A 21,552-nucleotide genomic window follows, 5' to 3' on the forward strand; every position below is an offset into this window, starting at 1 on the left:
AGCCTTGTAGAGGTCGCACAAAGTCGTCAGCTGAGAGTCACCTCACATTCATGGGTGGCGCATACCGTCCCCGGGGTGACGCGGAGGCGGAGCCGGCGGCCCGTCGTGAGGATGCCGACCGTCTCGTCGGCCCGCACGACCGTTCCCACCGGGTGGTCCCAGACGATCTCCAGGGGTGCTCCCGTGCGCGGCGGTTCGCTCACGGAGAGGGTAGCGGTACGGCCCCGGCGCCGGACCGGCACACTCGCCCCGGCCGTCGCGGTGAGCGGGCCGGTGCCGGCCCGCCAGAAGTTGGCGGCCGTCAGTCCGAGCGGGCGGGCGGCGACCGCCTGGCACCGGTCGTCGTTGGCGAGGACGGTGAGCCGGTGGCGGTCGGCGGCGCGGCGCGTCACCGCCCGCCGGGAGGCACCCGGCATGAGGACGTGGACATAGCCGGCGTCGACCGGGTCGGTGCCGTGGTCCAGCCAGAGGGTCTGCCGGCGCCGGGTGCGGCGCCCGGTCGTGCTGGTGGTGTTGAGGTCGGACCAGGCACCGGTGCGGTCCTCGCGCAGCGCCCGCCGCTCGCCCTCGGGCACGATCCGGCCGCCGTGGCCCTCCGGACGGGCCCAGTGCCGGCCGTGGACGAAGGTCCGGGTCCCGCCCTCCCCCAGGCTGCGGTTGTCCACGACCGCGGTGGCGCGCGCAGCACGGCGCGGCGGGTGGGTCCGGCGCCGGTTCGGCGGGTGTACGGCCACAGGGAGGTCATGCACATGGCCTTTCCCCGGTCCGGGGTCCGCCAGGCGGCGGAACGGATGCTGCGGGGGCGGTTCCGCCGGGTTACGAAGGGGAGGCCCGACCACCGCTCCGGTTCGTCTTCGTGCCGGAGCGTTCCGATCCGCGACGAGGTGACCATGCGTCTGCTGCTCGTGCATCCCAGCGCCCTGATGTACTCCGAGATCTTCCTGCGCCTGGAGCCCCTGGGGCTCGAACGGGTGGCGGGCGCGGCCCGGGAGGCGGGGCACGAGGTGCGGGTCGTGGACCTCCAGGTGCTGGACCTGGCGACCCTGCGCGACGAGGTGCGGTCGTTCCGGCCCGAGGCGCTCGGCGTCTCGCTGAACTACCTGGCGAACATCCCGGAGGCGATCGACCTGGCGGCGAAGGTGAAGCGGGAGGTGCCGGGCTGCTACGTCTTCTTCGGCGGGCACAGCGTCTCCTTCGTCGCCGAGGACGTGCTGGAGCAGGCGGCCGGGGCGGTGGACGCGGTGGTCCGGGGCGAGGGGGAACCGGTGATCGGGCCGCTGCTGGAAGCGGTGCGCGACGGCGGGGCGGACGGCGTGCCCGGGATCATCACCGCCGCCGGACGCGGTCCCGCCCCGCTGATGATGCACGGCATCGACTCCCCGCTCCCGGCCCGCGACCTGATGCGCAACCGGCGCCGCTACTTCATCGGCGAGCTGGACCCGTGCGCCTCGATCGAGTTCACCCGGGGCTGCCCCTGGGACTGCTCGTTCTGCTCCGCCTGGACGTTCTACGGCCGCAGCTACCGCAAGGCCTCCCCCGAGGCGGCGGCCGAGGACCTGGCGAGGATCCGCGAGCCCAACGTGTTCATCGTGGACGACGTGGCCTTCATCCGGCCCGAGCACGGCAACGCCATCGCCGACGAGGTGGAGCGGCGCGGCATCCGCAAGCAGTACTACCTGGAGACCCGCAGCGACGTGCTGCTGCGCCACCCCGAGGTCTTCGAGCGGTGGGCGGGGCTCGGCCTGCGCTACATGTTCCTGGGCATGGAGGCCATCGACGCCGAGGGCCTGGACCTGTTCCGCAAGCGGATCAGCCCGGACGAGAACTTCCGGGCCCTGGAGGAGGCCCGGCGGATGGGCATCCAGGTCGCGATCAACCTCATCGTGGACCCGGCGTGGGACGAAGAACAGTTCCGGGTGGTGCGGGAGTTCGCGCTGTCGGTGCCGGAGATCGTGCACTTCACGGTGATGACGCCGTACCCGGGGACGGAGATCTGGCACACCGAGTCGCGCCGCCTCACCACCCGCGACTACCGCCTCTTCGACATCCAGCACGCCGTGGTGCCGACCACGCTGCCGCTGGACCGGTTCTACGAGGAACTGGTGCGCACCCAGGCAGTGATCAACCGCAAGCACCTGGGCCTGCGGACGGCGTTCGGCGCGGCCCGCATCCTCGGCCACAACCTGCTGCGCGGGCAGACGAACTTCGCCCGGATGCTGTGGAAGTTCAACCAGGTCTACAACCCGCGCCGGCAGTTCGCGGACCACAGCATGCCCGTGCGGTACGAGCTTCCACTGCCCAAGCCCGTCGATGTGGGCGACCGGCGGCAGCTGTACATCCACACGCGGCAGGCACCGCAGGCGTCACCGCCACGCCGGCCGTAACCGTTGAAGCTTGTACGGAATAGGTCTAGAGTCGTGACCGTTGAACTGGTTGAACATTCAACATCACGCCTCGACCCCTTTCCGGAGGACGCCATGACCACGGCCACCGACCTCGCCACCCTGACCGGCGAATACACCCTCGACCCCGCCCACACGACGATCGGCTTCACGGCGCGCCACGCCATGGTCACCAACGTCAAGGGCAAGTTCCTCGACTTCAGCGGCACGCTGCACCTGGACGGCACCGACCCGACCCGCTCCACCGCGTCCCTCGACATCACCATGGACAGCATCGACACCGGGTCCGCCGACCGCGACGGCCACCTCAAGAGCTCGGACTTCTTCAGGACGGACGAGTTCCCGACGATGACCTTCCGCTCCACCGAGGCGGAGGCCCTGGGCGGCGAGGACTACCGCATCACCGGCGATCTCACGATCCTCGGCACCACCAGGCCGCTCACCATCGACCTGGAGTTCAGCGGCGCCGCCAAGGACCCGTTCGGCAACGAGCGCGTCGGCTTCGAGGGCAAGGCGGAGATCAAGCGCTCGGAGTGGGGGCTCACCTGGAACGCGGCCCTGGAGACGGGCGGCGTGCTGGTCTCCGACAAGATCAGGCTGAACTTCGACATTTCGGCGATCAAGCAGGCATGACGCCCCGCGCCCCCTCCTCGGGGGCGTCGAAGTCCACGTCGGCGGCGGCCCGGACCCGGATACGGCGGCCGGGCCAGCCGATCATGCGGTAGATCGCGTTGTACTGGGCGATCGAACGGTCCGCGGGGACGAGATCACCGGCGTCCGCCTCGGTCCGCGCCGACGTGGTGTGCCCGTCGGCGACGACGACGAGGTCGTAGCCCCGGCTCAGCGCCTGCCTGGCCGTGGTGTCCACGCAGACCTCCGTGGCGAACCCGGTCACGATCACCTCGGTGACACCGAGCGCCCCGAGGGTCGCGTCGAGGCCGGTGTCCAGAAAGCTGTCCGGGGTCGTCTTGTCGACGACCGGCTCCCCCTCCCGCGGGGTCAGCTCGGGCACCACCCGCCAGCCCTCGGTCCCGGGCACCATGCCCTCGTCCCGCTGCCGCACGGTCACCACCGGCACCCCGGCGGCCCGGGCCCGCTCGCTCAGAGCGGCGATCGCGGTGACGGTCTCGGCCGCCCGGTGGGCCATGGCGACCGTGGTGTTCTGCATGTCGATGACGAGGAGAGCGCTTCGTGACGGCATGGGCTCACCCTAGTGGCACGTCCCGGGTGGCCGCCGCCCCGCCTCCCAGCAGCTCCCGCACCTGGTCGAGGGCCTGACCGAAGGGGTCGGGGTAGACCCGCAGGCCGTGCGTGACAAGGGCGCCCTCGTGGAGCAGCATCAGCGTCCGCCCCAGCCGGTCCGCCCGGCCCGGGTCGATCTCCCGGGCGAGACGGGTGAACAGGTCGAGCATCCAGGCCTTCTGCGCCGCGATGACCGGGTACGCCGGATGCGCGGGGTCGTCGATCTCGGCATACGCGTTGATCATGCTGCACCCCTTCGACCCGTACTCCCCCGCCCACTCCCGCGAGGCCTCGAAGACCGCCAGGAGCCGGCCGGCCGCGCCCTGCCCGGCGGCCGCCTCGAGACGGCGGGCGAGGAGTCCGCGCCAGCGCTCGTCCCGGCCCGCCAGGTACTCGACGACGATCTGCTCCTTCGAACCGAACCGGTCGTACAGCGTCTTCTTCGTCACCCCGGCCTCCGCGGCGATGAGGTCCACGCCGACGGCGTGGATGCCGCGCTCGTAGAACAGCCGCTCCGCCGCCGCCAGGACGCGCCGCGCGCCGGGCGTCAGCCGGACCCGGTGCGGCTTGTGCGCCGACTCCACTTCTCCGAACTCCGCATCTCGCTCCATACGCACAAGTATACCGACCTGTATAGTGGGCACTCGAATGAGTAAACCGTTCTGCCTACTCAAGGGGGCGCGATGCACGCCCTGCTCTCGACCGCCTTCGTACTCTGCTGGAGCTCCGGATTCATCGGCGCCAAGCTCGGTGCGGAGTCCGCGGCCACGCCCACGCTGCTGATGTGGCGGTTCCTGCCGCTCGCCGTCGTCCTGATCGCCGTCGCGGCCGTCTCCCGGGGAGCCTGGCGGGACCTGACGCACCGGAACGCCGGGCGGCAGATCGCCATCGGCGCACTGTCGCAGAGCGGCTACCTGCTCAGCGTCTACTACGCCATCGAGCTCGGCGTCTCCAGCGGCACCACCGCCCTGATCGACGGGGTCCAGCCGCTCCTCGCCGGCGCCCTGGCCGGCCCCCTGCTGCGGCAGTACGTCTCGCGCAGGCAGTGGCTCGGGCTGTGGCTCGGGCTGTCCGGCGTGGCCACGGTGACGGTCGCCGACGCGGCGGCGGCGGGCGCGGAGGTGGCCTGGTGGGCGTACCTCGTACCGTTCCTCGGCATGCTGTCGCTGGTGGCGGCCACGTTCCTGGAGGGCCGCACGCGGGCGCCGGTCGCACCGCGAGTGGCTCTGACGCTCCACTGTGCGACCAGTGCCGTGCTCTTCTCCGGCCTGGCCCTGGGGATGGGCGCGGCGACACCCCCCGCCGGCTCCTCGTTCTGGGTGGCGACCGCCTGGCTGGTGGTGCTGCCCACCTTCGGCGGCTACGGGCTGTACTGGCTGATCCTGCGACGGTCCGGCATCACCGGGGTCAACACCCTCATGTTCCTCATGGCCCCGGTCACGGCCGTGTGGGGTGCCCTCATGTTCGGCGAACCGTTCGGTGTGCTGACCGCCCTCGGTCTGGCCGTCGGTCTCGCGGCGGTGGTCGTCGTCCGGCGCGGGGACGGCACGTCCCGCCCGCGCCGGGCACGGCCCGCACGGCCCGCACGGCCCCGCCCGGACCTTGCGCCCGGGTCGGACCAGCCGGTCGCCTCCGCGGGCGGCGGCCCGGCCGCGCCGGGCGGCGGCCCGGCCGCGTCCGCCTCGGGCAGGCGCTGACACCGGGCGCGCGCCTCAGAAGCCGCCGCCGAAGTCCCCTCCACCGCCGAACCCGCCGCCACCGCCGAAGTCGCCGCCGCCGAAGCCGCCCCCGAAGTCGCCGGGGTCGAAGTCGCCGCCCGAGACGTCGCCGCCCTCGTAGCCGCCGAAGTCGCCGTACCCGGTGCCGTAGCCGGCTCCGTAGGCGGGGCCCGCCATCATGCTGCCCAGCATGGTGCCGACCAGCAGACCGGGCAGGATGCCGCCGCCGAAGTAGCCGCCCGCCCAGGGGCCGTAGGCCGGACCCGCGTCCCAGTAGGGGCGGCGGCCCTGGTCGGTGTCCACCTCGCGGATCATCGGGTCCCGCCCGTCGGACAGCCGGGCCCGGTCGGCCGCGCAGACCGGGACCTGGCGGGTCGCGCCGCCCGGCGGGGTCCAGGTGGCGTCGGCGACGGACGGGCCGTGGCGCGGGTCGAAGAAGCAGGGCGGACGGCGCTCGGGCAGCGGCCTGCCCTCGCGTCGGGCGGCGAGCTGCGCGAGGGAGAAGCGGCCGTCCTCCACCGCCTGGGTGACGGCGCGCACGTCCTCCGGTCTGCGGGCGTCCGCCATGTACGTCTTCGCCTGCTCGTAGGCGTCGAGGGCGCGTTCGTAGTCCGCCCGCATCGCGTCGTCGGCACCCGGTTCGGCCGGGTGGAAGTCCAGGCGGTCCAGCTCCTCGCCGAACGCCGTGATGTCCTCGTCGACCACCACCCGCAGCCGTTCCAGCGCCTCCCGCTGCTCCTCCTCGCGGCGCCGCCGGTTGCGCCGGGAGAGCGCGTAGACGCCGGCGCCGCCCACCGCCACGACCGCACCGGCGGTGATCAGGGCGCCGGTGGGCGCGGAGGTGCCGCCGGAGTCCCAGGACGAGGGGGCGGAGCCGCGCACGCTGCGCAGCGCGTCGTCGACGAAGTCGTTCAGCTGGGCCTTGGGGTCGCCCGCGCCCTGGGCGGCGGTGACCAGGTTGTCGACGCCCTGGCGGCTCAGCACACTGCTGTCGGCGCGGGCGTCGAAGCGGTCGCCGAGGCGGATGCCGTAGAGACCGGTGATGCCGGTCTCGGTGCGCAGGTTCCGGAAGAGGTCCTCGGTCGGGTAGCCGGCCGGGAGGACCGTCACGAAGACGGGTTCGCCCGCGTCCTCGATCTTGTCGGCGAGCGCCTCCGCGTCCGCCTCGGACAGCAGGCCGGAGGCGTCCGGGTCCACGTACACGGGACTCTCGCGCAGGGCCGCCCCGATCTCGGACACATCGGTGGCCGCCTGCGCGCCGGGCGCACCGGCCATCAGCACCGCGAGGGCGGCGACGACCGGCGCGACCAGGAGGCGTATGAGGACTCGAACACGGGCGTCCTGCAGGTCCTTCATACTTTCGAAAGTACCCGAATGCACCTCAATGAGACATAAGCAGGGTCCGGGAATGCCGTGCGGCCGTGGGGCTCACCCGGCGGGCGTGACCCCCGCCCGGAGCAGCCCGTACGCGTACGCGTCCTCCAGGGCCTGCCACGAGGCGGCGATGACGTTCTCCCCGACGCCGACGGTGGCCCACTCCCCCGTGCCGTCCGTCGTGGAGATGAGGACCCTGGTCGTGGACTGGGTGCCGTGCACGCCCTCCAGGATGCGGACCCTGTAGTCGACCAGCTCCAGCTTGGCCAGCTCCGGGTAGATCTTCTCCAGGGCGACGCGCAGGGAGCGGTCCAGGGCGTTGACCGGGCCGTTGCCCTCGGCGGTGGCGACGATGCGCTCGCCCTTGGCCCAGAGCTTGACCGTGGCCTCGTTGGCGTGGGTTCCGTCGGGGCGGTCCTCGGTGATCGCGCGCCAGGACTCGACGTCGAAGTACGTGAGCGGCCTGCCCTCGGCCTCGGCGCGCAGCAGGAGTTCGAAGCTCGCGTCCGCGGCCTCGTAGGTGTAGCCCGCCAGCTCGCGCTCCTTGACCCGCTCCACGACCCGGCCGACCAGCTCGCGGTCGCCGCCGAGGTCGATGCCGAGTTCCTTGCCCTTGAGCTCGATGGACGCACGGCCGGCCATGTCGGAGACCAGCATCCGCATGGTGTTGCCGACCAGTTCGGGGTCGATGTGCTGGTACAGGTCCGGGTCGACCTTGATCGCGGAGGCGTGCAGGCCGGCCTTGTGGGCGAAGGCGGAGACGCCGACGTAGGGCTGGTGGGTGGAGGGGGTGAGGTTGACGACCTCGGCGACGGCGTGCGAGATGCGGGTCATCTCGCGCAGCCGGCCCTCGGGCAGCACCCTCTTGCCGTACTTCAGCTCCAGGGCGGCCACCACCGGGAAGAGGTTGGCGTTGCCCACGCGCTCGCCGTAGCCGTTCGCCGTGCACTGGACGTGGGTCGCGCCCGCGTCGACCGCGGCGAGGGTGTTGGCGACGGCGCAGCCGGTGTCGTCCTGGGCGTGGATGCCGAGCCGGGCGCCGGTGTCGGCCAGCACCGTGGCGACCACGGCCTGGATCTGCGCCGGGAGCATGCCGCCGTTGGTGTCGCACAGGATGACGACGTCGGCGCCCGCCCGGGAGGCGGTGCGCACGACGGACTTCGCGTACTCGGGGTTGGCGCGGTAGCCGTCGAAGAAGTGCTCGCAGTCGACGAAGACGCGGCGGCCCCGCGCCTTGAGGTGGGAGACGGTGTCGGCGACCATCGCCAGGTTCTCGTCCAGCGTGGTGCGCAGGGCCAGTTCGACGTGCCGGTCGTGCGACTTGGCGACCAGGGTGATCACCTGGGCACCGGAGTCCAGAAGTGCGTCGACCTGGTGGTCCTCGGCGGCGGTGGCGCCCGCGCGACGGGTGGAGCCGAAGGCGACCAGCTGGGCGTGCTTGAAGTCGATCTCCTGCCGGGCCCGGGCGAAGAACTCGGTGTCCCGCGGGTTCGCGCCGGGCCAGCCGCCCTCGATGAAGCCCACACCGAAGTCGTCCAGGTGCCGTGCGATGGCCAGCTTGTCCGCGACCGTGAGGTTGATGCCCTCGCGCTGCGCGCCGTCGCGCAGGGTGGTGTCGAAGACGTGGAACGAATCGTCGAGTTCGCTGGTTGCGGTCATGATCTGAAGACTCCTGTATGGGATCTCGGTCTACCGGAATGACCGGCTCCACCGTCCTTCTATGATCCCTCGCGCTCTCTTCCCGGCTTGGGGTGGGCCAGGAAAGCGAAAAACCTCTCGCGGGTGCGAGAGGTCTGCGCGCGGGTCGAGGACGACGGTGTCCACCCGTACCTGGTCGTACGTGGTGGTCACTGCGGACCGGCGCGCCTGTTGCCAATAATCGTGGCGAACGAGAGCACGGACGCAGTCTGGCACATGCCGCCCTTCTGCTCACCGTCCGTCTCAGAATACGAGCGGTGCGCGTTCGGACCGGGGCGGCTCAGGAGCGCGCCAGCAGGCCCTCGGCGAGGAACTCCCGCGCGTGGGCGAGTACCTGGGCCCGGTCCGTCCCGCGCAGGCCGATCGCCACGTGGATGGCGAAGCCGTCGAGGAGGGCCCGCAGCCGGGACGCGAAGCGGTCGGGGTCGACGGTGCGGAACTCGCCGCGTGAGATGCCCTCCGCGAGCAGTGCGACCAGGTCGCGGTGCCAGGCGCCCTCGATGGCGGCCTGCCGGTCGCGGGCCTCGCCGGGGGCGTTCTGTGAGCGGTTCCACACCTCCAGCCACAGGGTCCAGTGCGGGTCGCGGTGGCCGTCGGGGACGTACAGGCCGATGTAGGCGTCGAGGCGTTCGCGGGCCGTGCCGGGCCGGGTGAGCAGCCGGCCGCGCTCGACGCCGAGGCGGCCCTCGCTCCACTCCAGGGTGCGCAGCAGCAGTTCGTCCTTGGAGCCGAAGTAGTACAGGAGATGGCCGCTGCTCATACCGACCTCGCGGCCGAGCGCCGCCATGGTGAGTTTCTCCAGGCCACGCTCGGCGATCATCTCCATGGCGGCGGCGAGCACGTCCTCGCGCGGCGGGGCCTGCCTGCGCCCACCACCGGCCATCTGGTGCTCCTAGATCCTCGGCTGCTGCTGCGTGACGCAGTGGATGCCCCCGCCACCCGCGAAGATCGTACGCGCGTCCACCAGGGTCACCGTCCGGCCCGGGTGGAGGCGGCGGAGGATGCCGGCCGCGATCTCGTCGCGGGGGTCGCCGAAGGCGCACAGGACGACGCCGCCGTTGCAGAGGTAGTGGTTGACGTAGGAGTAGTCGGCCCAGTGGCCGTCGGCCTCCAGACGGGTCGGGGCGGGCACCTCGACGACCTCCAGGCGGCGCCCCCGGGCGTCGGTGGCGGCGCGCAGGACGCCGATGGCCTCCTCGGTGACCTCGTGGTCGGGGTGGGCCGGGTCGGGCTGGTGGTGGGCGACGACGACGCCCGGCGCGGCGAAGGCGGCGACGATGTCGACGTGGCCGAGGGTGCCGAAGCCGTTGGGGGGGTAGTCGCCGGTGAGGCCGCGCGGCAGCCAGATCGCCCTGCGGGTGCCGAGGTGGGCGTGGATCTCCGCCTCGACCCGTTGCCTGGTCCACCCGGGATTGCGCTCGGGCCCGAGTTGCACTGTCTCGGTGAGCAGCACCGTGCCCTCGCCGTCGACGTGGATGCCGCCGCCCTCGTTGACCAGCGGTGAGGCGTAGGTCCGGGCGCCCGCGAGGCTGGCGACGTGCGCGCCGATCTTCGCGTCGTGCTCCCAGCGGGCCCATTCCTGGGCGCCCCAGCCGTTGAAGGTCCAGTCCACGGCGGCCAGTCCGCCCCGCCCGGTGAGGAAGGTGGGGCCGATGTCGCGCATCCAGGCGTCGTCCAGTTCGCGCTCGACCGTGTCGATGCCCTCGCCCAGCAGCTCCCGCGCCTCGGTGGAGCGGCCCGGCCCGCACACCACGGTGACCGGCTCGAAGCGGTGCACCGCGCGGGCGACGGACGCCCAGGCGATGCGCGCGGCGGCCAGGTCCTCCGGGTCGTCGAAGGTGGGGTTGGGGCCGGGCCAGGCCATCCAGGTGCGCTCGTGCGGGGCCCATTCGGGGGGCATCCGGAAGCCGTCGGCGGCAGGGGTCATGGCGGGAGGCACCTTCACAGGAAGTAGAGGCGGTTGAGGGGGACCGAGTCGGCGGGGTCGGAGCGCAGCGGGTCGCCGTCGAGGGTGACCAGGCCGGTGCGCTGGTCGACGTCGACGGCGCCGGTACGGGAGTTCAGGCGCAGGTCGGCCGGACCGATGCCGCGGGTGCCGCGCACCGCGACCCGGCGACGGCGGGTCGGCATGGTGTCGCCGCCCTGGTCGAGGGCGGCCTGGGCGACGAAGGCCACCGATATCTCGGCCGGCGTGGCACCGTGCGCGCCGAACTGGGGACCGAGGACGAGGGGTTCGCAGGTGTCGGTGGCCGCGTTCGGGTCGCCGACCACGCCGTACGCGGGGAAGCCCGACTTGAGGACGAGCTGCGGCTTGGCACCGAAGTGGTCCGGGCGCCACAGCACGATGTCGGCCAGCTTGCCGGCCTCGATCGAGCCGACCTCGTGGGACAGTCCGTGGGCGATGGCCGGGTTGATGGTCAGCTTGGCCATGTAGCGCAGGACGCGCTCGTTGTCGTCGTCCCCGTCGGTGCCGAACTGGGCCTTCATCTTCCCGGCCATGGCGAACGTGCGGCGGACGGTCTCGCCGGCCCGGCCCATGCCCTGCGCGTCGGAGGAGGTGATGCCGATGGCGCCCAGGTCGTGCAGCACGTCCTCGCCGCCCATGGTCCCGGCGCGGATGCGGTCGCGGGCCATGGCGGCGTCGCCCGGCAGGTCGGTCTTGAGGTCGTGGACGGAGACGATCATGCCGTAGTGCTCGGCGACCGCGTCCCGGCCGAAGGGCAGCGTGGGGTTGGTGGAGGAGCCGATGACGTGGGGGACGCCGGCCATCTTCAGCACGTTGGGGACGTGTCCGCCGCCGCAGCCCTCGATGTGGAAGGCGTGGGTGGTGCGGCCCTCGAGGACCCGGAGGGTGTCCTCGACGGAGAGGCACTCGTTGAGGCCGTCACTGTGCAGGGCGACCTGGACGTCGTGCTCCTCGGCGACGCGCAGTGCGGTGTCCAGGGCGCGGGTGTGGGCGCCCATGTCCTCGTGCACCTTGAAGCCGGACGCCCCGCCCTCGGCCAGTGCCTCGACCAGCGGCGCCTCGTGGGAGGAGGAGCCCCGGCCCAGGAACCCGATGTTGACCGGCCAGGCGTCGAAGGCGCCGAACGCGTGCCTCAGTGCCCAGGGGGAGTTGACGCCGACGCCCCAGACGGGGCCGAACTCCTGGCCGATGATCGTCGTCACGCCGGACGCGAGCGAGGCCTCCATGACGCGCGGGGAGAGCAGGTGGACGTGGGTGTCCACGGCTCCGGCGGTGGCGATGAGGCCCTCGCCGGACACGATGGAGGTGCCCGTGCCGACCACGACGTCGACACCGTCGAGGGTGTCGGGGTTGCCGGCCCGGCCGATGGCGTGAACACGCCCCTCGCGGATGCCGATGGACACCTTCCGGACGCCCTGCACGGCGTCGATGACGACCACGTTGCTGATCACGACGTCGCAGGTCTCGCGGACGGCGGCCGCCTTGAGGTGCAGTCCGTCGCGGGCGGTCTTGCCGAAACCGGCGAGGAACTCGTCGCCGTGGCGCTGGGCGTCGGACTCGACGCGGACGACCAGCCCGGAGTCGCCGAGGCGGAGCCGGTCGCCGGCGCGGGGACCGTGGGTGGCGGCGTACGCGTACGGGTCGGTGCTCATCGGTCAGCTCCCAGATATCCGCAGGCGGCGGCCCGGCGCAGGGCCTCTTCCTTGGCGCCCGGCGCGTCCAGCGGACCGTCGACGAGTCCGGCGAACCCGATGGCGACGCGGGCCCCGCCGATCGGCAGGAGCCCCACTTCGACGCGTTCGCCGGGTCCGAAGCGGACCGAGGACCCGGCGGGGACGGCGAGGCGCATGCCGTAGGCCCGCCCACGGTCGAAGTCCAGGCGCGGATTGGCCTCGAAGAAGTGGAAGTGCGAGGTCACGGAGACGGGCACGGTCGCGGTGTTGGTGACCGGGAGCCGCAGCGCCGCCTGAGGCCCGGCGTGCTCGCGTCCTGGCAACAGGACACCGGGGGCGTCGGCCCCGAGCCCTCCGCCCCCGACGGGGTCGGAGACGACCGCGAGGCGGGAGCCGTCGTCGAAGACGGCCTCCACGTGCACCTCGGTGACCACGTCCGCGACGCCGGGCAGTACGTCGTCCGGCCCGAGTACGGACCGGGCGCGCTCGATGGCCTCGGCGAGGCGGGCTCCGTCGCGGGCCGCCTCGCACACGGTGTCCGCGATCAGCGCGGTCGCCTCCGGCACGTTCAGCCGCAGCCCGCGGGCCCGGCGGGCACGGGCCAGCCCGGCCGCCCCGAAAAGCAGCAGCCGGTCACGTTCCGTGGGGGTCAGTCTCACGACGCGGCACCTCCTTGCCTTCCCAAGATTAGAACGACACTCTAAAGGCGGATTGCGTGCAACGGAACCGTTGACGAGCGGTCGGGCCACACGTCACATTGAACGTCGCTCTAAAACTCGGGCGGCCGTCGAAGGAGACCAGCCATGCCGATAGAACAGCGCGGAGTCGACACCATCCCCGAGGAGGAACGCACCAGCGGACCCCGGGACCTGGTCTCGATCCTGCTGGGGTCCAACCTCTGTCTGGGCGTGATCGTCTTCGGCTGGCTGCCGCCGTCCTTCGGCCTCGGCTGGTGGGCGTCGGTGAGTTCGGTGGTCGCGGGGACGGTCGTCGGCACGCTGTTCACGGCCCCGCTGGCCCTGATCTCGCTGCGCACCGGTACCAACCTGTCCACCTCCTCCGGCGCCCAGTTCGGCGTCCGCGGACGGCTGGTCGGTTCGGTGGTCGGCCTGCTCCTGGCCCTCGGCTACACCGCGCTGACCGTGTGGATCGGTGGGGACGTGATGATGGGCGTGCTCGGGCGGCTCGTCGGCCTGCCGCAGGGCGGGGCGGCGTACGCCCTCGTCTACGGTCTGCTCGCCGCCGCGACCGTCGCGGGCGCGGTCTACGGCTACCGGGTGCTGCTCGCCATGTCCAGGGTGCTGGCCTACGCCATGACCGCGCTGCTGGTGCTGGGCGTGATCGCCTACGCCCCCGACTTCACGACCGCCGCGCTGCCGGAGGCCGGCGGCCATCTGCTGGGCGGGTTCTGGCCCACGTGGCTGCTGGCGGCCGTGGCCGCCGGACTGTCCGGGCCGATCGCCTTCATCACGCTGCTCGGCGACTACACCCGCTACATCTCCCCGGCCCGCTTCGCCTCCCGCCGGGTACTGCACGCGACGTGGCTCGGGCTGGTCCTCGGCCTGCTGGTCCCGCAGCTCTTCGGTACCTTCACGGCCTACGCCGCCCGCGCCGCCCTGGACTACGCGGGGCCGCTCGTCGACGCCGCTCCCACCTGGTACCTGGTCCCGCTGCTGCTCGCCGCCACGGCCGGCTCGGTCGGCAACGCGGGGCTGATGCTGTACTCGATGGGCCTGGACCTGGACGCCATCCTGCCGCGCGCCTCCCGCGCCCGCGCCACCTGCGCCGTCGCCGTCGTCGCCACGGCCTGCGTCTTCGCCGGGCACTACGGGTGGCGGGCGCAGTCGGCGATGACGTCCTTCGTGCTGCTGCTGACGGCGATCGGCACGCCGTGGGCGGTCATCACGATGATCGGCGCGGTCCGCTGCGGCGGGGTCTACGACGCGGACGCCCTCCAGGTCTTCAACCGCCGGGCGCGGGGCGGCGTCTACTGGTACCGGTCCGGCTGGAACATCCCCGCGACGGCCGCCTGGGCGGCGGGCGCGGTGGTCGGCGTACTGGCGGTGTCCCTGCCGTCGTACGAGGGCCCGCTGCTGTCGCTCACCGGCGGCGTGGACTGCAGCTTCCTGCTGTCGGGGCTGGTGGGCGGCGTGGTGTACCTGCTGTTGCCGCAGCCCCGGGCCCACTCCTCTACGCAGCCCGCAGGCGACCGTCTCAGTCCGTCCGGCGTCTGAGGACGAGACCGGACGGGCGGAGGCGGGCCTGCCGGGGCGGGCAGCTCCGGCGGGCCCGCCCCCGCGCCCGGTGTCTCAGGCCAGCCGGTGCATCCACCCGTGCGTGTCCTCGGCCGTACCCCGCTGGATGTCCAGCAGCGCGTCCCGCAGCCGCTGCGTCACCTCGCCCGTCTCGCCCCCGCTCTGCTGCCACTCGGCACCGGCCCGCTTGACCGTGCCGACGGGTGTGATCACGGCCGCCGTACCGCAGGCGAAGACCTCGGTGAGGGTGCCGTTCTCCGAGTCGCGCTGCCACTGCTCGACGGAGACGCGGCCCTCCTCGGCCTCGTACCCGAGGTCGCGGGCGACGGTGAGCAGGGAGTCGCGGGTGACCCCCTCCAGGATGGAACCGGTGAGGGAGGGCGTGACGATCCTGTCGCCGTACACGAAGTACAGGTTCATGCCGCCCAGTTCCTCGACCCACTTGCGCTCGATCGCGTCGAGGTAGCAGACCTGGTCGCAGCCCTTGGTGGCGGCCTCGGCCTGTGCGAGCAGGGAGGCCGCGTAGTTGCCGCCGGTCTTGGCGTCGCCCATGCCGCCTGGGACGGCCCGGACGCGGTCCTCGGAGACCCAGATGGAGACCGGCTTGACGCCGCCCGGGAAGTAGGCGCCGGCCGGGGAGGCGATGACGAGGAACAGGTACTCGTTGGCCGGCTTGACGCCCAGACCCACCTCGGTGGCGATCATGAAGGGGCGCAGGTAGAGGGACTCCTCGCCGCCGTGGGCCGGGACCCACTTCTCGTCCTGCTTCACCAGCGCGTCGCACGCCTCGATGAACGTCTCCACCGCAAGCTCCGGCATACCGAGCCGTCGGGAGGAGGCCTGGAAGCGCGCGCCGTTCTTCTCCGGGCGGAAGGTGGCGACGGAACCGTCGGGCCGCCGGTAGGCCTTCAGCCCTTCGAAGATCTCCTGCGCGTAGTGCAGGACCATGGTCGCCGGGTCGAGGGAGAGCGGGGCGTACGGAACGAGCTGGCCGTCGTGCCAGCCCCGGCCCTCGGTCCACTTGATCGTCACCATGTGGTCGGTGAAGTGGCGGCCGAACCCGGGGTTGGCCAGAATCGCCGCGCGCTCGGAATCCGAGAGCGGGTTGGCGGAGGGCTTGAGCTCGATCGTGGGCGTCGTCATGGGTGGCTGTCCTTCACCGGTATGGGTTGTGACGGGCCGCGGTCACGCCCGTACGGCCGGTGGCCGGTGCTAGGACGTCCGAGCATTCCCTCATGTCGCGGCTTCGCGTTCGATTATCGCGCACGGACGGCGACGGACGACACGGGGTGAATGCGGCCCAGGGTTCGATGGTCGCACCTGGCGGACGCAGGAGAAAGCCGCCGGGTGCCTTGTTTTTCGGGACCCGGCGACTGCGGAAGGGTTCGATCGAGTGGCGCGGCGGGTGTCAGCCGGCTACTCGTACGGCGAGCGCGTCGCCGATCTCGGAGGTGCTCCGGGCGGGCAGGCCGCCGCGCTCCCCGAGGTCGGCGGAGACGGCTTCCTCGATCCGGGTCGCCTCGTCCTCGTGGCCGAGGTGGCGCAGCAGCAGGGCGACCGACAGGACCGTGGCGGTGGGGTCGGCCTTGCCCCGGCCGGCGATGTCGGGTGCGGAGCCGTGCACCGGCTCGAACATCGAGGGGAAGTCGCCGGACGGGTTGATGTTCCCGCTGGCGGCGACGCCGATGCCGCCGGAGACGGCCGCGGCGAGGTCGGTGATGATGTCGCCGAAGAGGTTGTCGGTGACGATCACGTCGAACCGCGCCGGGTCGGTGACCAGGTAGATGGTCGCCGCGTCGACGTGGATGTAGTCGGTGGTGACCTCGGGGAACTCCGCGGCCACCGTGTCGAAGACGTTGGTCCACAGGTGACCCGCGAAGGTCAGGACGTTGTTCTTGTGGACCAGCGTGAGCTTCTTGCGCGGACGGGCCTGGGCGCGGGCGAAGGCGTCGCGGACGACGCGCTCGACACCGTAGGCCGTGTTGACGGAGACCTCGGTGGCGACCTCGTGCCCGGTGCCCTTGCGGATGGTGCCGCCGTTGCCGGTGTACGGGCCCTCGGTGCCCTCGCGGACGACGACGAAGTCGATCTCGGGCTGACCGGCGAGCGGGGTGGCGACGCCGGGCAGGAGCTTGCTGGGCCGCAGGTTGACGTGGTGGTCGAAGGCGAAGCGGAGCTTGAGCAGGAAGCCGCGCTCCAGGACGCCGGACGGCACCGAGGGGTCGCCGATCGCGCCGAGCAGGATGGCGTCGTGCGCCTTGAGGGCGTCGAGGTCGGCGTCGGTGAGGGTCTCACCGGTGGCGTGGTAGCGCCGGGCGCCGAAGTCGAACTCCCTGGTCTCCAGCTTCACATCCTGCGGGAGGACGGCGGAGAGGACCTTGAGACCTTCGGCCACGACCTCCTGGCCGATGCCGTCACCGGGAATCACTGCGAGACTGAGGCTGCGAGACATGTCCGGCACCCTACCTCTCGTCCCACGTGATGACATGCGGCGTCCGGCATGCGGACGCCGCGCGTCGGCGCGGTCCTCAGTGACCGGTGGCGCCGCCGTTGTCCCGGCGGTCGAGGGAGCGCTGGAGGGCGGCCGCGGCGTTCTTGCGGTCGGAGTCAGTCGTACGGGAGTGGTGGCGGACTCGGCGGCGGACGGTCGTCTCGGCCATGGGAATCGACTCCTTCGGCACAAAATGAGCGCGGAAAGCGAGTGGTACGGAGAGACGCCGGAAGGGGCGGGAAGCGCGGTGCCGCAGGGGTTGCCTGCACGGGCACGGGCTCACTGCCGCCATTCGCTCGATCGAGCGGGACGTTCGGCTCCTACAAAGTTAAGGGAGCGCGCCGCGTCTGTCTCCACAATTACTCGGACTTCCTACTATCTGAGACAGTGCCCTCGCTCACACGGCCTGGACCTGCGAAAACGCCCGGCGGGCCAGGTCGGTCGACCTGGCCCGCCGGGCGTCCGCGCGCGGGTGTCAGCCCATGTGCGGGTACGTGTAGTCGGTCGGCGCGACGAGCGTCTCCTTGATGGCGCGGGTCAGCGTCCAGCGCATCAGGTTCTGCGGGGCACCGGCCTTGTCGTTGGTGCCGGAGGCGCGGCCGCCGCCGAAGGGCTGCTGGCCGACCACGGCGCCGGTCGACTTGTCGTTGATGTAGAAGTTGCCGGCCGCGTAGCGCAGCTTCTCCATCGTGTACGCCGCCGCCGCGCGGTCGCCCGAGATGACCGAGCCGGTGAGCGCGTAGTCCGACACCGACTCCATCTGGGTCAGCATCGCGTCGTACGCGTCGGCCGCGCTGTCGTCGTACACGTACACGGCGAGGAACGGGCCGAAGTACTCGGTGCGGAAGACCTCGTTCTCCGGGTCGGAGCACTCGACGACCGTCGGGCGCACGAAGTAGCCGACGGAGTCGTCGTAGGAGCCGCCCGCGACGATCGTGCAGGTCTCGTCGGCCTTGGCGCGGTCGATCGCGGCCTTGTTCTTGGCGAAGGACCGCTCGTCGATGACGGCGCCGACGAAGTTCGACAGGTCGGTGACGTCCCCCATGGTGAGGTAGTCGACCTCGGCGGCGAACTCCTCCTTGAAGCCGTCGTTCCAGATGGACGCCGGGATGTAGGCGCGCGAGGTGGCGCTGCACTTCTGGCCCTGGTACTCGAAGGCGCCGCGGGTCAGCGCGGTCTTGAGCACCGCGCGGTCCGCGCTCGGGTGGGCGACGAGGAAGTCCTTGCCGCCGGTCTCGCCGACCAGGCGCGGGTAGGTGCGGTACTTCTCGATGTTGTTGCCGACCGTCTTCCACAGGTGCTGGAAGGTCCTGGTCGAGCCGGTGAAGTGGATGCCCGCGAGGTCGCGGTGCTCCAGCGCGACCTCGGAGACCGCGATCCCGTCGCCGGTGACCAGGTTGATGACGCCCTTGGGCAGCCCGGCCTCCTCCAGGAGCCGCATGAGCAGCACGGCGGCGTGGGTCTGCGTCGGGGAGGGCTTCCAGACCACCACGTTGCCCATCAGGGCCGGGGCGGTGGGCAGGTTGGCCGCGATCGCGCTGAAGTTGAAGGGCGTGATCGCGTAGACGAAGCCCTCCAGCGGGCGGTGGTCCATGCGGTTCCACACGCCCGGGGAGTTGGCCGGGGGCTGCTCGGCCAGGATGTTGCGGGCGTAGTGCACGTTGAAGCGCCAGAAGTCGACCAGCTCGCAGGGGCTGTCGATCTCGGCCTGCTGGGCCGTCTTGGACTGACCGAGCATGGTGGAGGCGGCGATCGTCTCGCGCCAGGGTCCGGAGAGCAGTTCGGCGGCGCGCAGGATGATCGCCGCGCGGTCGTCGAAGGACATCGCGCGCCACGCGGGGGCGGCGGCCAGGGCGGCGTCGATCGCGTCCTGGGCGTCCTGCTGCGTGGCGTTGGCGTAGGTGCCCAGGCGGGACTTGTGGTTGTGCGGCTGCACGACGTCGAAGCGCTCACCGCCGCCCATCCGCTTGACGCCGCCGATGGTGCAGGGCAGGTCGACGGGGTTGTCGGCGAGCTCCCGGAGCTTCTCCTCCAGGCGGGCGCGTTCCGGGGAACCGGGGGCGTAGCCGTGCACCGGCTCGTTGACGGGGGTGGGGACCTGGGTCACAGCGTCCATGGGTTCCGTAACTCCTTACTGAGCGGGTCTTGCGAGCGGGTGCGGGCTCAGCCCTTGCTGACCATCGAGCGGGCGAAGAACCGGAGGTTGGCCGGCTTCTCCGCCAGACGGCGCATGAAGTAGCCGTACCAGTCGGTGCCGTAGGCGGTGTAGACGCGCATGCGGTGGCCCTCGGCGGCCAGCCGCAGGTGCTCGTCGCCGCGGATGCCGTACAGCATCTGGAACTCGTACTCGTCGAGCTTGCGCCCGGCGGTGCGGGCCAGCTCCTGGGCGATGGAGATCAGGCGGGGGTCGTGCGACCCGATCATCGGGTAGCCCTCGCCCTCCATCAGCGTGCGCAGGATGCGCACGTACGCCTTGTCGATCTCGTGGCGCCGCTGGTACGCGACCTCGGCGGGCTCCTTGTAGGCGCCCTTCACCAACCGTACGCGAGAGCCGCCGTCGGCGAGCCGGCGCGCGTCGGCCTCGGTGCGGAACAGGTAGGCCTGGATGACGCAGCCGGTCTGCGGGAAGTCCTTCCGCAGCTCCTCGTGAATGGCGAACATCGAGTCGAGGGTGGTGTGGTCCTCGGCGTCGAGCGTGACCGTGGTGCCGATCTCGGCGGCGGCCTCGACGACGGGGCGGACGTTCTTGAGGGCGAGTTCGTGGCCGCCGTCCAGCGCCTGCCCGAACATGGAGAGCTTCACGGACATCTCGGCGCGGCTGCCGAGGTCCAGGGGCTCGAGCCGGTCGATCAGCTCCAGGTAGGCGTCGCGGGCAACCTGGGCCTGCGCGGGGGTGGTGATGTCCTCGCCGACGACGTCCATCGTCAGCTCCAGGCCCTGACCGGTGAGGTCCCGGATGATCGGCACGATCTCGTCGACCGTCTCACCGGGGATGAACCGGTCGACGACCGGCCTGGTCACGGGCGCGGCCGAGACAAGACGACGCATCCGGTCGCTGCGCGACGCGGCCAGAATCACGGGACCCAGCACGGGGCACCTCCACTCACCAACCAACACAGGGGCCGCCGCCCGGCGAACGGGGAACGGCACGGAGAACCACCGTGAAATCTAAGGATCCCCCCGATCGTCGGCCATCGACAGCTGTCACGCATCCGTGCCACGGATCTCAGACAGATGTATGAAGGACGCGAACGAATACGGCAGAATGCCCGGATGACATCGGATTCCAGAGGTTCGGCAGGCTCCGGTGGCACCCGTGGTGACTACCAGGAGCTGGTCGACGAGATCTCCGAGCTGCTCGGCGCGCCCGCGACCCTGGAGAACCGCGACTTCGAGCTGATCGCCTTCGGCGCCTACGACAGCGAGGGCGACCTCGATCCGTCCGTCCTGGACCCGGTGCGCACCCGCTCGATCCTCACCCGGCGCTCCACCGCCGCGGTCCGGGCGTGGTTCGAGGGCTTCGGCATCACCCGTGCGGCGGGCCCGGTCCGCATCCCGCCGACCCCCGAGGCGGGGGTGTACCGGGGGCGCACCTGTCTGCCGGTGCGCCACCGGGGGGTCGTCCTCGGTTATGTGTGGCTCCTGGACACCGACCCGGGTCCGACCGAGCGGCAGCTGACGGCGGCCATGGAGGTCGCGGCGCGGATCGGCGCGCTGCTCGCCGACGAGGCGCAGCACGGCGCGGACCTGAGCCGGGAGCTGCGGGCGGTGCTGACGGCCGAGCGGGACTGGCAGCGGGACATGGCCGTGGCGGAACTGCGCACCGCGCTCGGCACCCGGGCGGACACCCCGCACGCGGTGGTCTGCGTGGCGCCCTGGCCCTCGGCCGATCCCGAGGACGCGCCCTCGGTCCGTACGGTGCCGGGGGCGACGGCGCTGTGCACGGTGCCGTGGGGGGCCGCGGGGCTGTCGCTGGCGCTGCTGGTGCGGCTGCGCTCGGCGGACGTGCCGGCCCCGGCGACGTCGGCGGCGGGGCGGCTGCTGGAGCGGGCGGCGGCATCCCGGGGCACGAGCGGGGCGGCCGGTGTCGCGGCCGGCGTGTCGGCACCGCGCACGGGTCTCGCGGACCTGGGGGCCGCCTGGTGGGAGGCCTCGGCGGCGGCACGGGCGGCACGGGCCGAGTCGCGGTTCGGCCCGGTCGCGCAGTGGACGTCGATCGGAGCGTTCCGGCTGCTGACGGCGCTGCCGCCGCGGTCGGCCCAGGACCCCGCCGTACGGGCGCTGCTCTCCCCCGCCCACCGCGAACTCGCCCGCACCGCGGAGGTGTACCTGGACTGCGCGGGCCAGGCCGGCCGCACCGCCGCCGAGCTGGGCATCCACCGCCAGACGCTGTACTACCGCCTGTCCCGCGTCGAGCAGCTCACGGGCCTGGACCTGGACGACGGGGAGGACCGGCTGCTGCTGCACATGGCGCTCAAGGCGCGTCGTCTGTAGCGGCCCGTAGGTTCCGCGATTCCGTGGACATTTCCGCGTGATCATGGACACCGTTTGGACACTTCCGCGTGATCATGGACAACGGTATCGCTCAGTAGCGGTCAGTTCATGACGGTTAACGATCCTCCGGCTTCGGGTGGCGCGTTCTTTTTGGCGCCGCCGCCGTCCATCTGATCTTCCAGCGTGTCGGCCTTCCCCGCCGACCGCCTGCGCGTGGACCGCATCGTGGACGAGGACCG

Annotated in this window: 18 protein-coding genes and 1 pseudogene; 5 read left to right on the forward strand and 14 right to left on the reverse strand. The window is 71.9% G+C overall.

Annotation, left to right across the window (positions count from 1 at the left end; all coding sequences use genetic code 11):
* Nucleotides 1-26 precede the first annotated feature (26 nt).
* Nucleotides 27-668: pseudogene (locus tag ACGFYH_RS14480) on the reverse strand (polysaccharide lyase beta-sandwich domain-containing protein); the annotation flags it as partial.
* Between the two features lie 222 nt (nucleotides 669-890).
* Between ACGFYH_RS14480 and hpnR the strand changes: the two are divergent.
* Together hpnR and ACGFYH_RS14490 are read left to right on the forward strand one after the other, a co-directional pair.
* On the forward strand, nucleotides 891-2,384 hold the full coding sequence (gene hpnR / locus ACGFYH_RS14485; protein WP_393803448.1) for a hopanoid C-3 methylase HpnR: 1,494 nt from the start codon (nucleotides 891-893) through the stop codon (nucleotides 2,382-2,384).
* A 93-nt stretch (nucleotides 2,385-2,477) separates the two neighbouring features.
* Nucleotides 2,478-3,035 (forward strand): YceI family protein, encoded by a 558-nt coding sequence (locus ACGFYH_RS14490; protein WP_393803449.1) that lies wholly within the window; start codon nucleotides 2,478-2,480, stop codon nucleotides 3,033-3,035.
* On the opposite strand, the gene ACGFYH_RS14495 is transcribed toward ACGFYH_RS14490, so the two are convergent.
* Together ACGFYH_RS14495 and ACGFYH_RS14500 are read right to left on the reverse strand one after the other, a co-directional pair.
* On the reverse strand, nucleotides 3,022-3,603 hold the full coding sequence (locus tag ACGFYH_RS14495) for a cysteine hydrolase family protein (RefSeq protein WP_393803450.1): 582 nt from the start codon (nucleotides 3,601-3,603) through the stop codon (nucleotides 3,022-3,024). The genes ACGFYH_RS14490 and ACGFYH_RS14495 overlap by 14 nt on opposite strands.
* A 4-nt stretch (nucleotides 3,604-3,607) precedes the next feature.
* A complete protein-coding gene (locus ACGFYH_RS14500; RefSeq protein ID WP_393803451.1) occupies nucleotides 3,608-4,255 on the reverse strand; it encodes a TetR/AcrR family transcriptional regulator in 648 nt (215 codons plus the stop codon).
* Nucleotides 4,256-4,327: 72 nt separating this feature from the next.
* Between ACGFYH_RS14500 and ACGFYH_RS14505 the strand changes: the two genes are divergently transcribed.
* The gene (locus ACGFYH_RS14505) at nucleotides 4,328-5,341 is read left to right on the forward strand and encodes a DMT family transporter (RefSeq protein WP_393803452.1); all 1,014 of its coding nucleotides are present in this window, start codon (nucleotides 4,328-4,330) and stop codon (nucleotides 5,339-5,341) included.
* A gap of 15 nt (nucleotides 5,342-5,356) precedes the next feature.
* Here ACGFYH_RS14505 and ACGFYH_RS14510 read toward each other — a convergent pair whose 3' ends face one another.
* From ACGFYH_RS14510 to ureA, 6 genes are all read right to left on the reverse strand, one after another.
* Complete coding sequence (locus tag ACGFYH_RS14510; RefSeq protein ID WP_393803453.1) at nucleotides 5,357-6,718, reverse strand: hypothetical protein; 1,362 nt, start codon at nucleotides 6,716-6,718, stop codon at nucleotides 5,357-5,359.
* A gap of 72 nt (nucleotides 6,719-6,790) precedes the next feature.
* Nucleotides 6,791-8,395 (reverse strand): citramalate synthase, encoded by a 1,605-nt coding sequence (cimA, locus tag ACGFYH_RS14515; protein WP_393803454.1) that lies wholly within the window; start codon nucleotides 8,393-8,395, stop codon nucleotides 6,791-6,793.
* Nucleotides 8,396-8,714: 319 nt separating this feature from the next.
* Nucleotides 8,715-9,317 carry a TetR/AcrR family transcriptional regulator gene (locus ACGFYH_RS14520; RefSeq protein ID WP_393803455.1) on the reverse strand — a complete coding sequence of 201 codons (603 nt, stop codon included), beginning with the start codon at nucleotides 9,315-9,317 and terminating at the stop codon, nucleotides 8,715-8,717.
* Between the two features lie 9 nt (nucleotides 9,318-9,326).
* Nucleotides 9,327-10,361, reverse strand: coding sequence for an agmatine/peptidylarginine deiminase (locus ACGFYH_RS14525; protein ID WP_393803456.1), 1,035 nt, complete (start codon nucleotides 10,359-10,361; stop codon nucleotides 9,327-9,329).
* A 14-nt stretch (nucleotides 10,362-10,375) separates the two neighbouring features.
* Complete coding sequence (locus ACGFYH_RS14530) at nucleotides 10,376-12,052, reverse strand: urease subunit alpha (protein ID WP_393803457.1); 1,677 nt, start codon at nucleotides 12,050-12,052, stop codon at nucleotides 10,376-10,378.
* On the reverse strand, nucleotides 12,049-12,732 hold the full coding sequence (ureA, locus tag ACGFYH_RS14535) for an urease subunit gamma (RefSeq protein WP_393803458.1): 684 nt from the start codon (nucleotides 12,730-12,732) through the stop codon (nucleotides 12,049-12,051). Before ureA ends, ACGFYH_RS14530 begins: the two co-directional genes overlap by 4 nt.
* Before the next feature lie 144 nt (nucleotides 12,733-12,876).
* On the opposite strand from ureA, the gene ACGFYH_RS14540 reads away from it, so the two are divergent.
* Nucleotides 12,877-14,307 (forward strand): cytosine permease, encoded by a 1,431-nt coding sequence (locus tag ACGFYH_RS14540; protein WP_393803459.1) that lies wholly within the window; start codon nucleotides 12,877-12,879, stop codon nucleotides 14,305-14,307.
* Nucleotides 14,308-14,382: 75 nt separating this feature from the next.
* On the opposite strand, the gene ACGFYH_RS14545 is transcribed toward ACGFYH_RS14540, so the two are convergent.
* The 5 genes from ACGFYH_RS14545 to ACGFYH_RS14565 form a co-directional block, all read right to left on the reverse strand.
* Nucleotides 14,383-15,471 (reverse strand): branched-chain amino acid aminotransferase, encoded by a 1,089-nt coding sequence (locus ACGFYH_RS14545; RefSeq protein WP_393803460.1) that lies wholly within the window; start codon nucleotides 15,469-15,471, stop codon nucleotides 14,383-14,385.
* 265 nt (nucleotides 15,472-15,736) lie between these two features.
* Complete coding sequence (locus ACGFYH_RS14550) at nucleotides 15,737-16,780, reverse strand: 3-isopropylmalate dehydrogenase (RefSeq protein ID WP_393803461.1); 1,044 nt, start codon at nucleotides 16,778-16,780, stop codon at nucleotides 15,737-15,739.
* A 76-nt stretch (nucleotides 16,781-16,856) separates the two neighbouring features.
* Nucleotides 16,857-16,988 carry a hypothetical protein gene (locus tag ACGFYH_RS14555; RefSeq protein ID WP_393803462.1) on the reverse strand — a complete coding sequence of 44 codons (132 nt, stop codon included), beginning with the start codon at nucleotides 16,986-16,988 and terminating at the stop codon, nucleotides 16,857-16,859.
* Between the two features lie 306 nt (nucleotides 16,989-17,294).
* On the reverse strand, nucleotides 17,295-18,935 hold the full coding sequence (pruA, locus tag ACGFYH_RS14560) for an L-glutamate gamma-semialdehyde dehydrogenase (RefSeq protein WP_393803463.1): 1,641 nt from the start codon (nucleotides 18,933-18,935) through the stop codon (nucleotides 17,295-17,297).
* 47 nt (nucleotides 18,936-18,982) lie between these two features.
* Complete coding sequence (locus tag ACGFYH_RS14565) at nucleotides 18,983-19,909, reverse strand: proline dehydrogenase family protein (protein ID WP_393803464.1); 927 nt, start codon at nucleotides 19,907-19,909, stop codon at nucleotides 18,983-18,985.
* Nucleotides 19,910-20,092: 183 nt separating this feature from the next.
* Here ACGFYH_RS14565 and ACGFYH_RS14570 point away from each other — a divergent pair, with 183 nt between their 5' ends.
* Nucleotides 20,093-21,313: a PucR family transcriptional regulator gene (locus ACGFYH_RS14570; RefSeq protein WP_393803465.1), complete on the forward strand. Its 1,221-nt coding sequence runs from the start codon at nucleotides 20,093-20,095 to the stop codon at nucleotides 21,311-21,313.
* Nucleotides 21,314-21,552 lie beyond the last annotated feature (239 nt).

The sequence above is a fragment of the Streptomyces sp. NPDC048392 genome, from assembly GCF_043200575.1.
Taxonomy (GTDB): Bacteria; Actinomycetota; Actinomycetes; order Streptomycetales; family Streptomycetaceae; genus Streptomyces.

What these genes read in the sequence shown, in the direction of transcription:
- hpnR (WP_393803448.1), top strand. Translation starts at nt 891, where the DNA reads ATGCGTCTGCTGCTCGTGCATCCCAGCGCCCTGATGTACTCCGAGATC.
- ACGFYH_RS14490 (WP_393803449.1), top strand. Translation starts at nt 2,478, where the DNA reads ATGACCACGGCCACCGACCTCGCCACCCTGACCGGCGAATACACCCTC.
- ACGFYH_RS14495 (WP_393803450.1), bottom strand. Translation starts at nt 3,603, where the DNA reads ATGCCGTCACGAAGCGCTCTCCTCGTCATCGACATGCAGAACACCACG.
- ACGFYH_RS14500 (WP_393803451.1), bottom strand. Translation starts at nt 4,255, where the DNA reads ATGGAGCGAGATGCGGAGTTCGGAGAAGTGGAGTCGGCGCACAAGCCG.
- ACGFYH_RS14505 (WP_393803452.1), top strand. Translation starts at nt 4,328, where the DNA reads ATGCACGCCCTGCTCTCGACCGCCTTCGTACTCTGCTGGAGCTCCGGA.
- ACGFYH_RS14510 (WP_393803453.1), bottom strand. Translation starts at nt 6,718, where the DNA reads ATGAAGGACCTGCAGGACGCCCGTGTTCGAGTCCTCATACGCCTCCTG.
- cimA (WP_393803454.1), bottom strand. Translation starts at nt 8,395, where the DNA reads ATGACCGCAACCAGCGAACTCGACGATTCGTTCCACGTCTTCGACACC.
- ACGFYH_RS14520 (WP_393803455.1), bottom strand. Translation starts at nt 9,317, where the DNA reads ATGGCCGGTGGTGGGCGCAGGCAGGCCCCGCCGCGCGAGGACGTGCTC.
- ACGFYH_RS14525 (WP_393803456.1), bottom strand. Translation starts at nt 10,361, where the DNA reads ATGACCCCTGCCGCCGACGGCTTCCGGATGCCCCCCGAATGGGCCCCG.
- ACGFYH_RS14530 (WP_393803457.1), bottom strand. Translation starts at nt 12,052, where the DNA reads ATGAGCACCGACCCGTACGCGTACGCCGCCACCCACGGTCCCCGCGCC.
- ACGFYH_RS14540 (WP_393803459.1), top strand. Translation starts at nt 12,877, where the DNA reads ATGCCGATAGAACAGCGCGGAGTCGACACCATCCCCGAGGAGGAACGC.
- ACGFYH_RS14545 (WP_393803460.1), bottom strand. Translation starts at nt 15,471, where the DNA reads ATGACGACGCCCACGATCGAGCTCAAGCCCTCCGCCAACCCGCTCTCG.
- ACGFYH_RS14550 (WP_393803461.1), bottom strand. Translation starts at nt 16,780, where the DNA reads ATGTCTCGCAGCCTCAGTCTCGCAGTGATTCCCGGTGACGGCATCGGC.
- ACGFYH_RS14555 (WP_393803462.1), bottom strand. Translation starts at nt 16,988, where the DNA reads ATGGCCGAGACGACCGTCCGCCGCCGAGTCCGCCACCACTCCCGTACG.
- pruA (WP_393803463.1), bottom strand. Translation starts at nt 18,935, where the DNA reads ATGGACGCTGTGACCCAGGTCCCCACCCCCGTCAACGAGCCGGTGCAC.
- ACGFYH_RS14570 (WP_393803465.1), top strand. Translation starts at nt 20,093, where the DNA reads ATGACATCGGATTCCAGAGGTTCGGCAGGCTCCGGTGGCACCCGTGGT.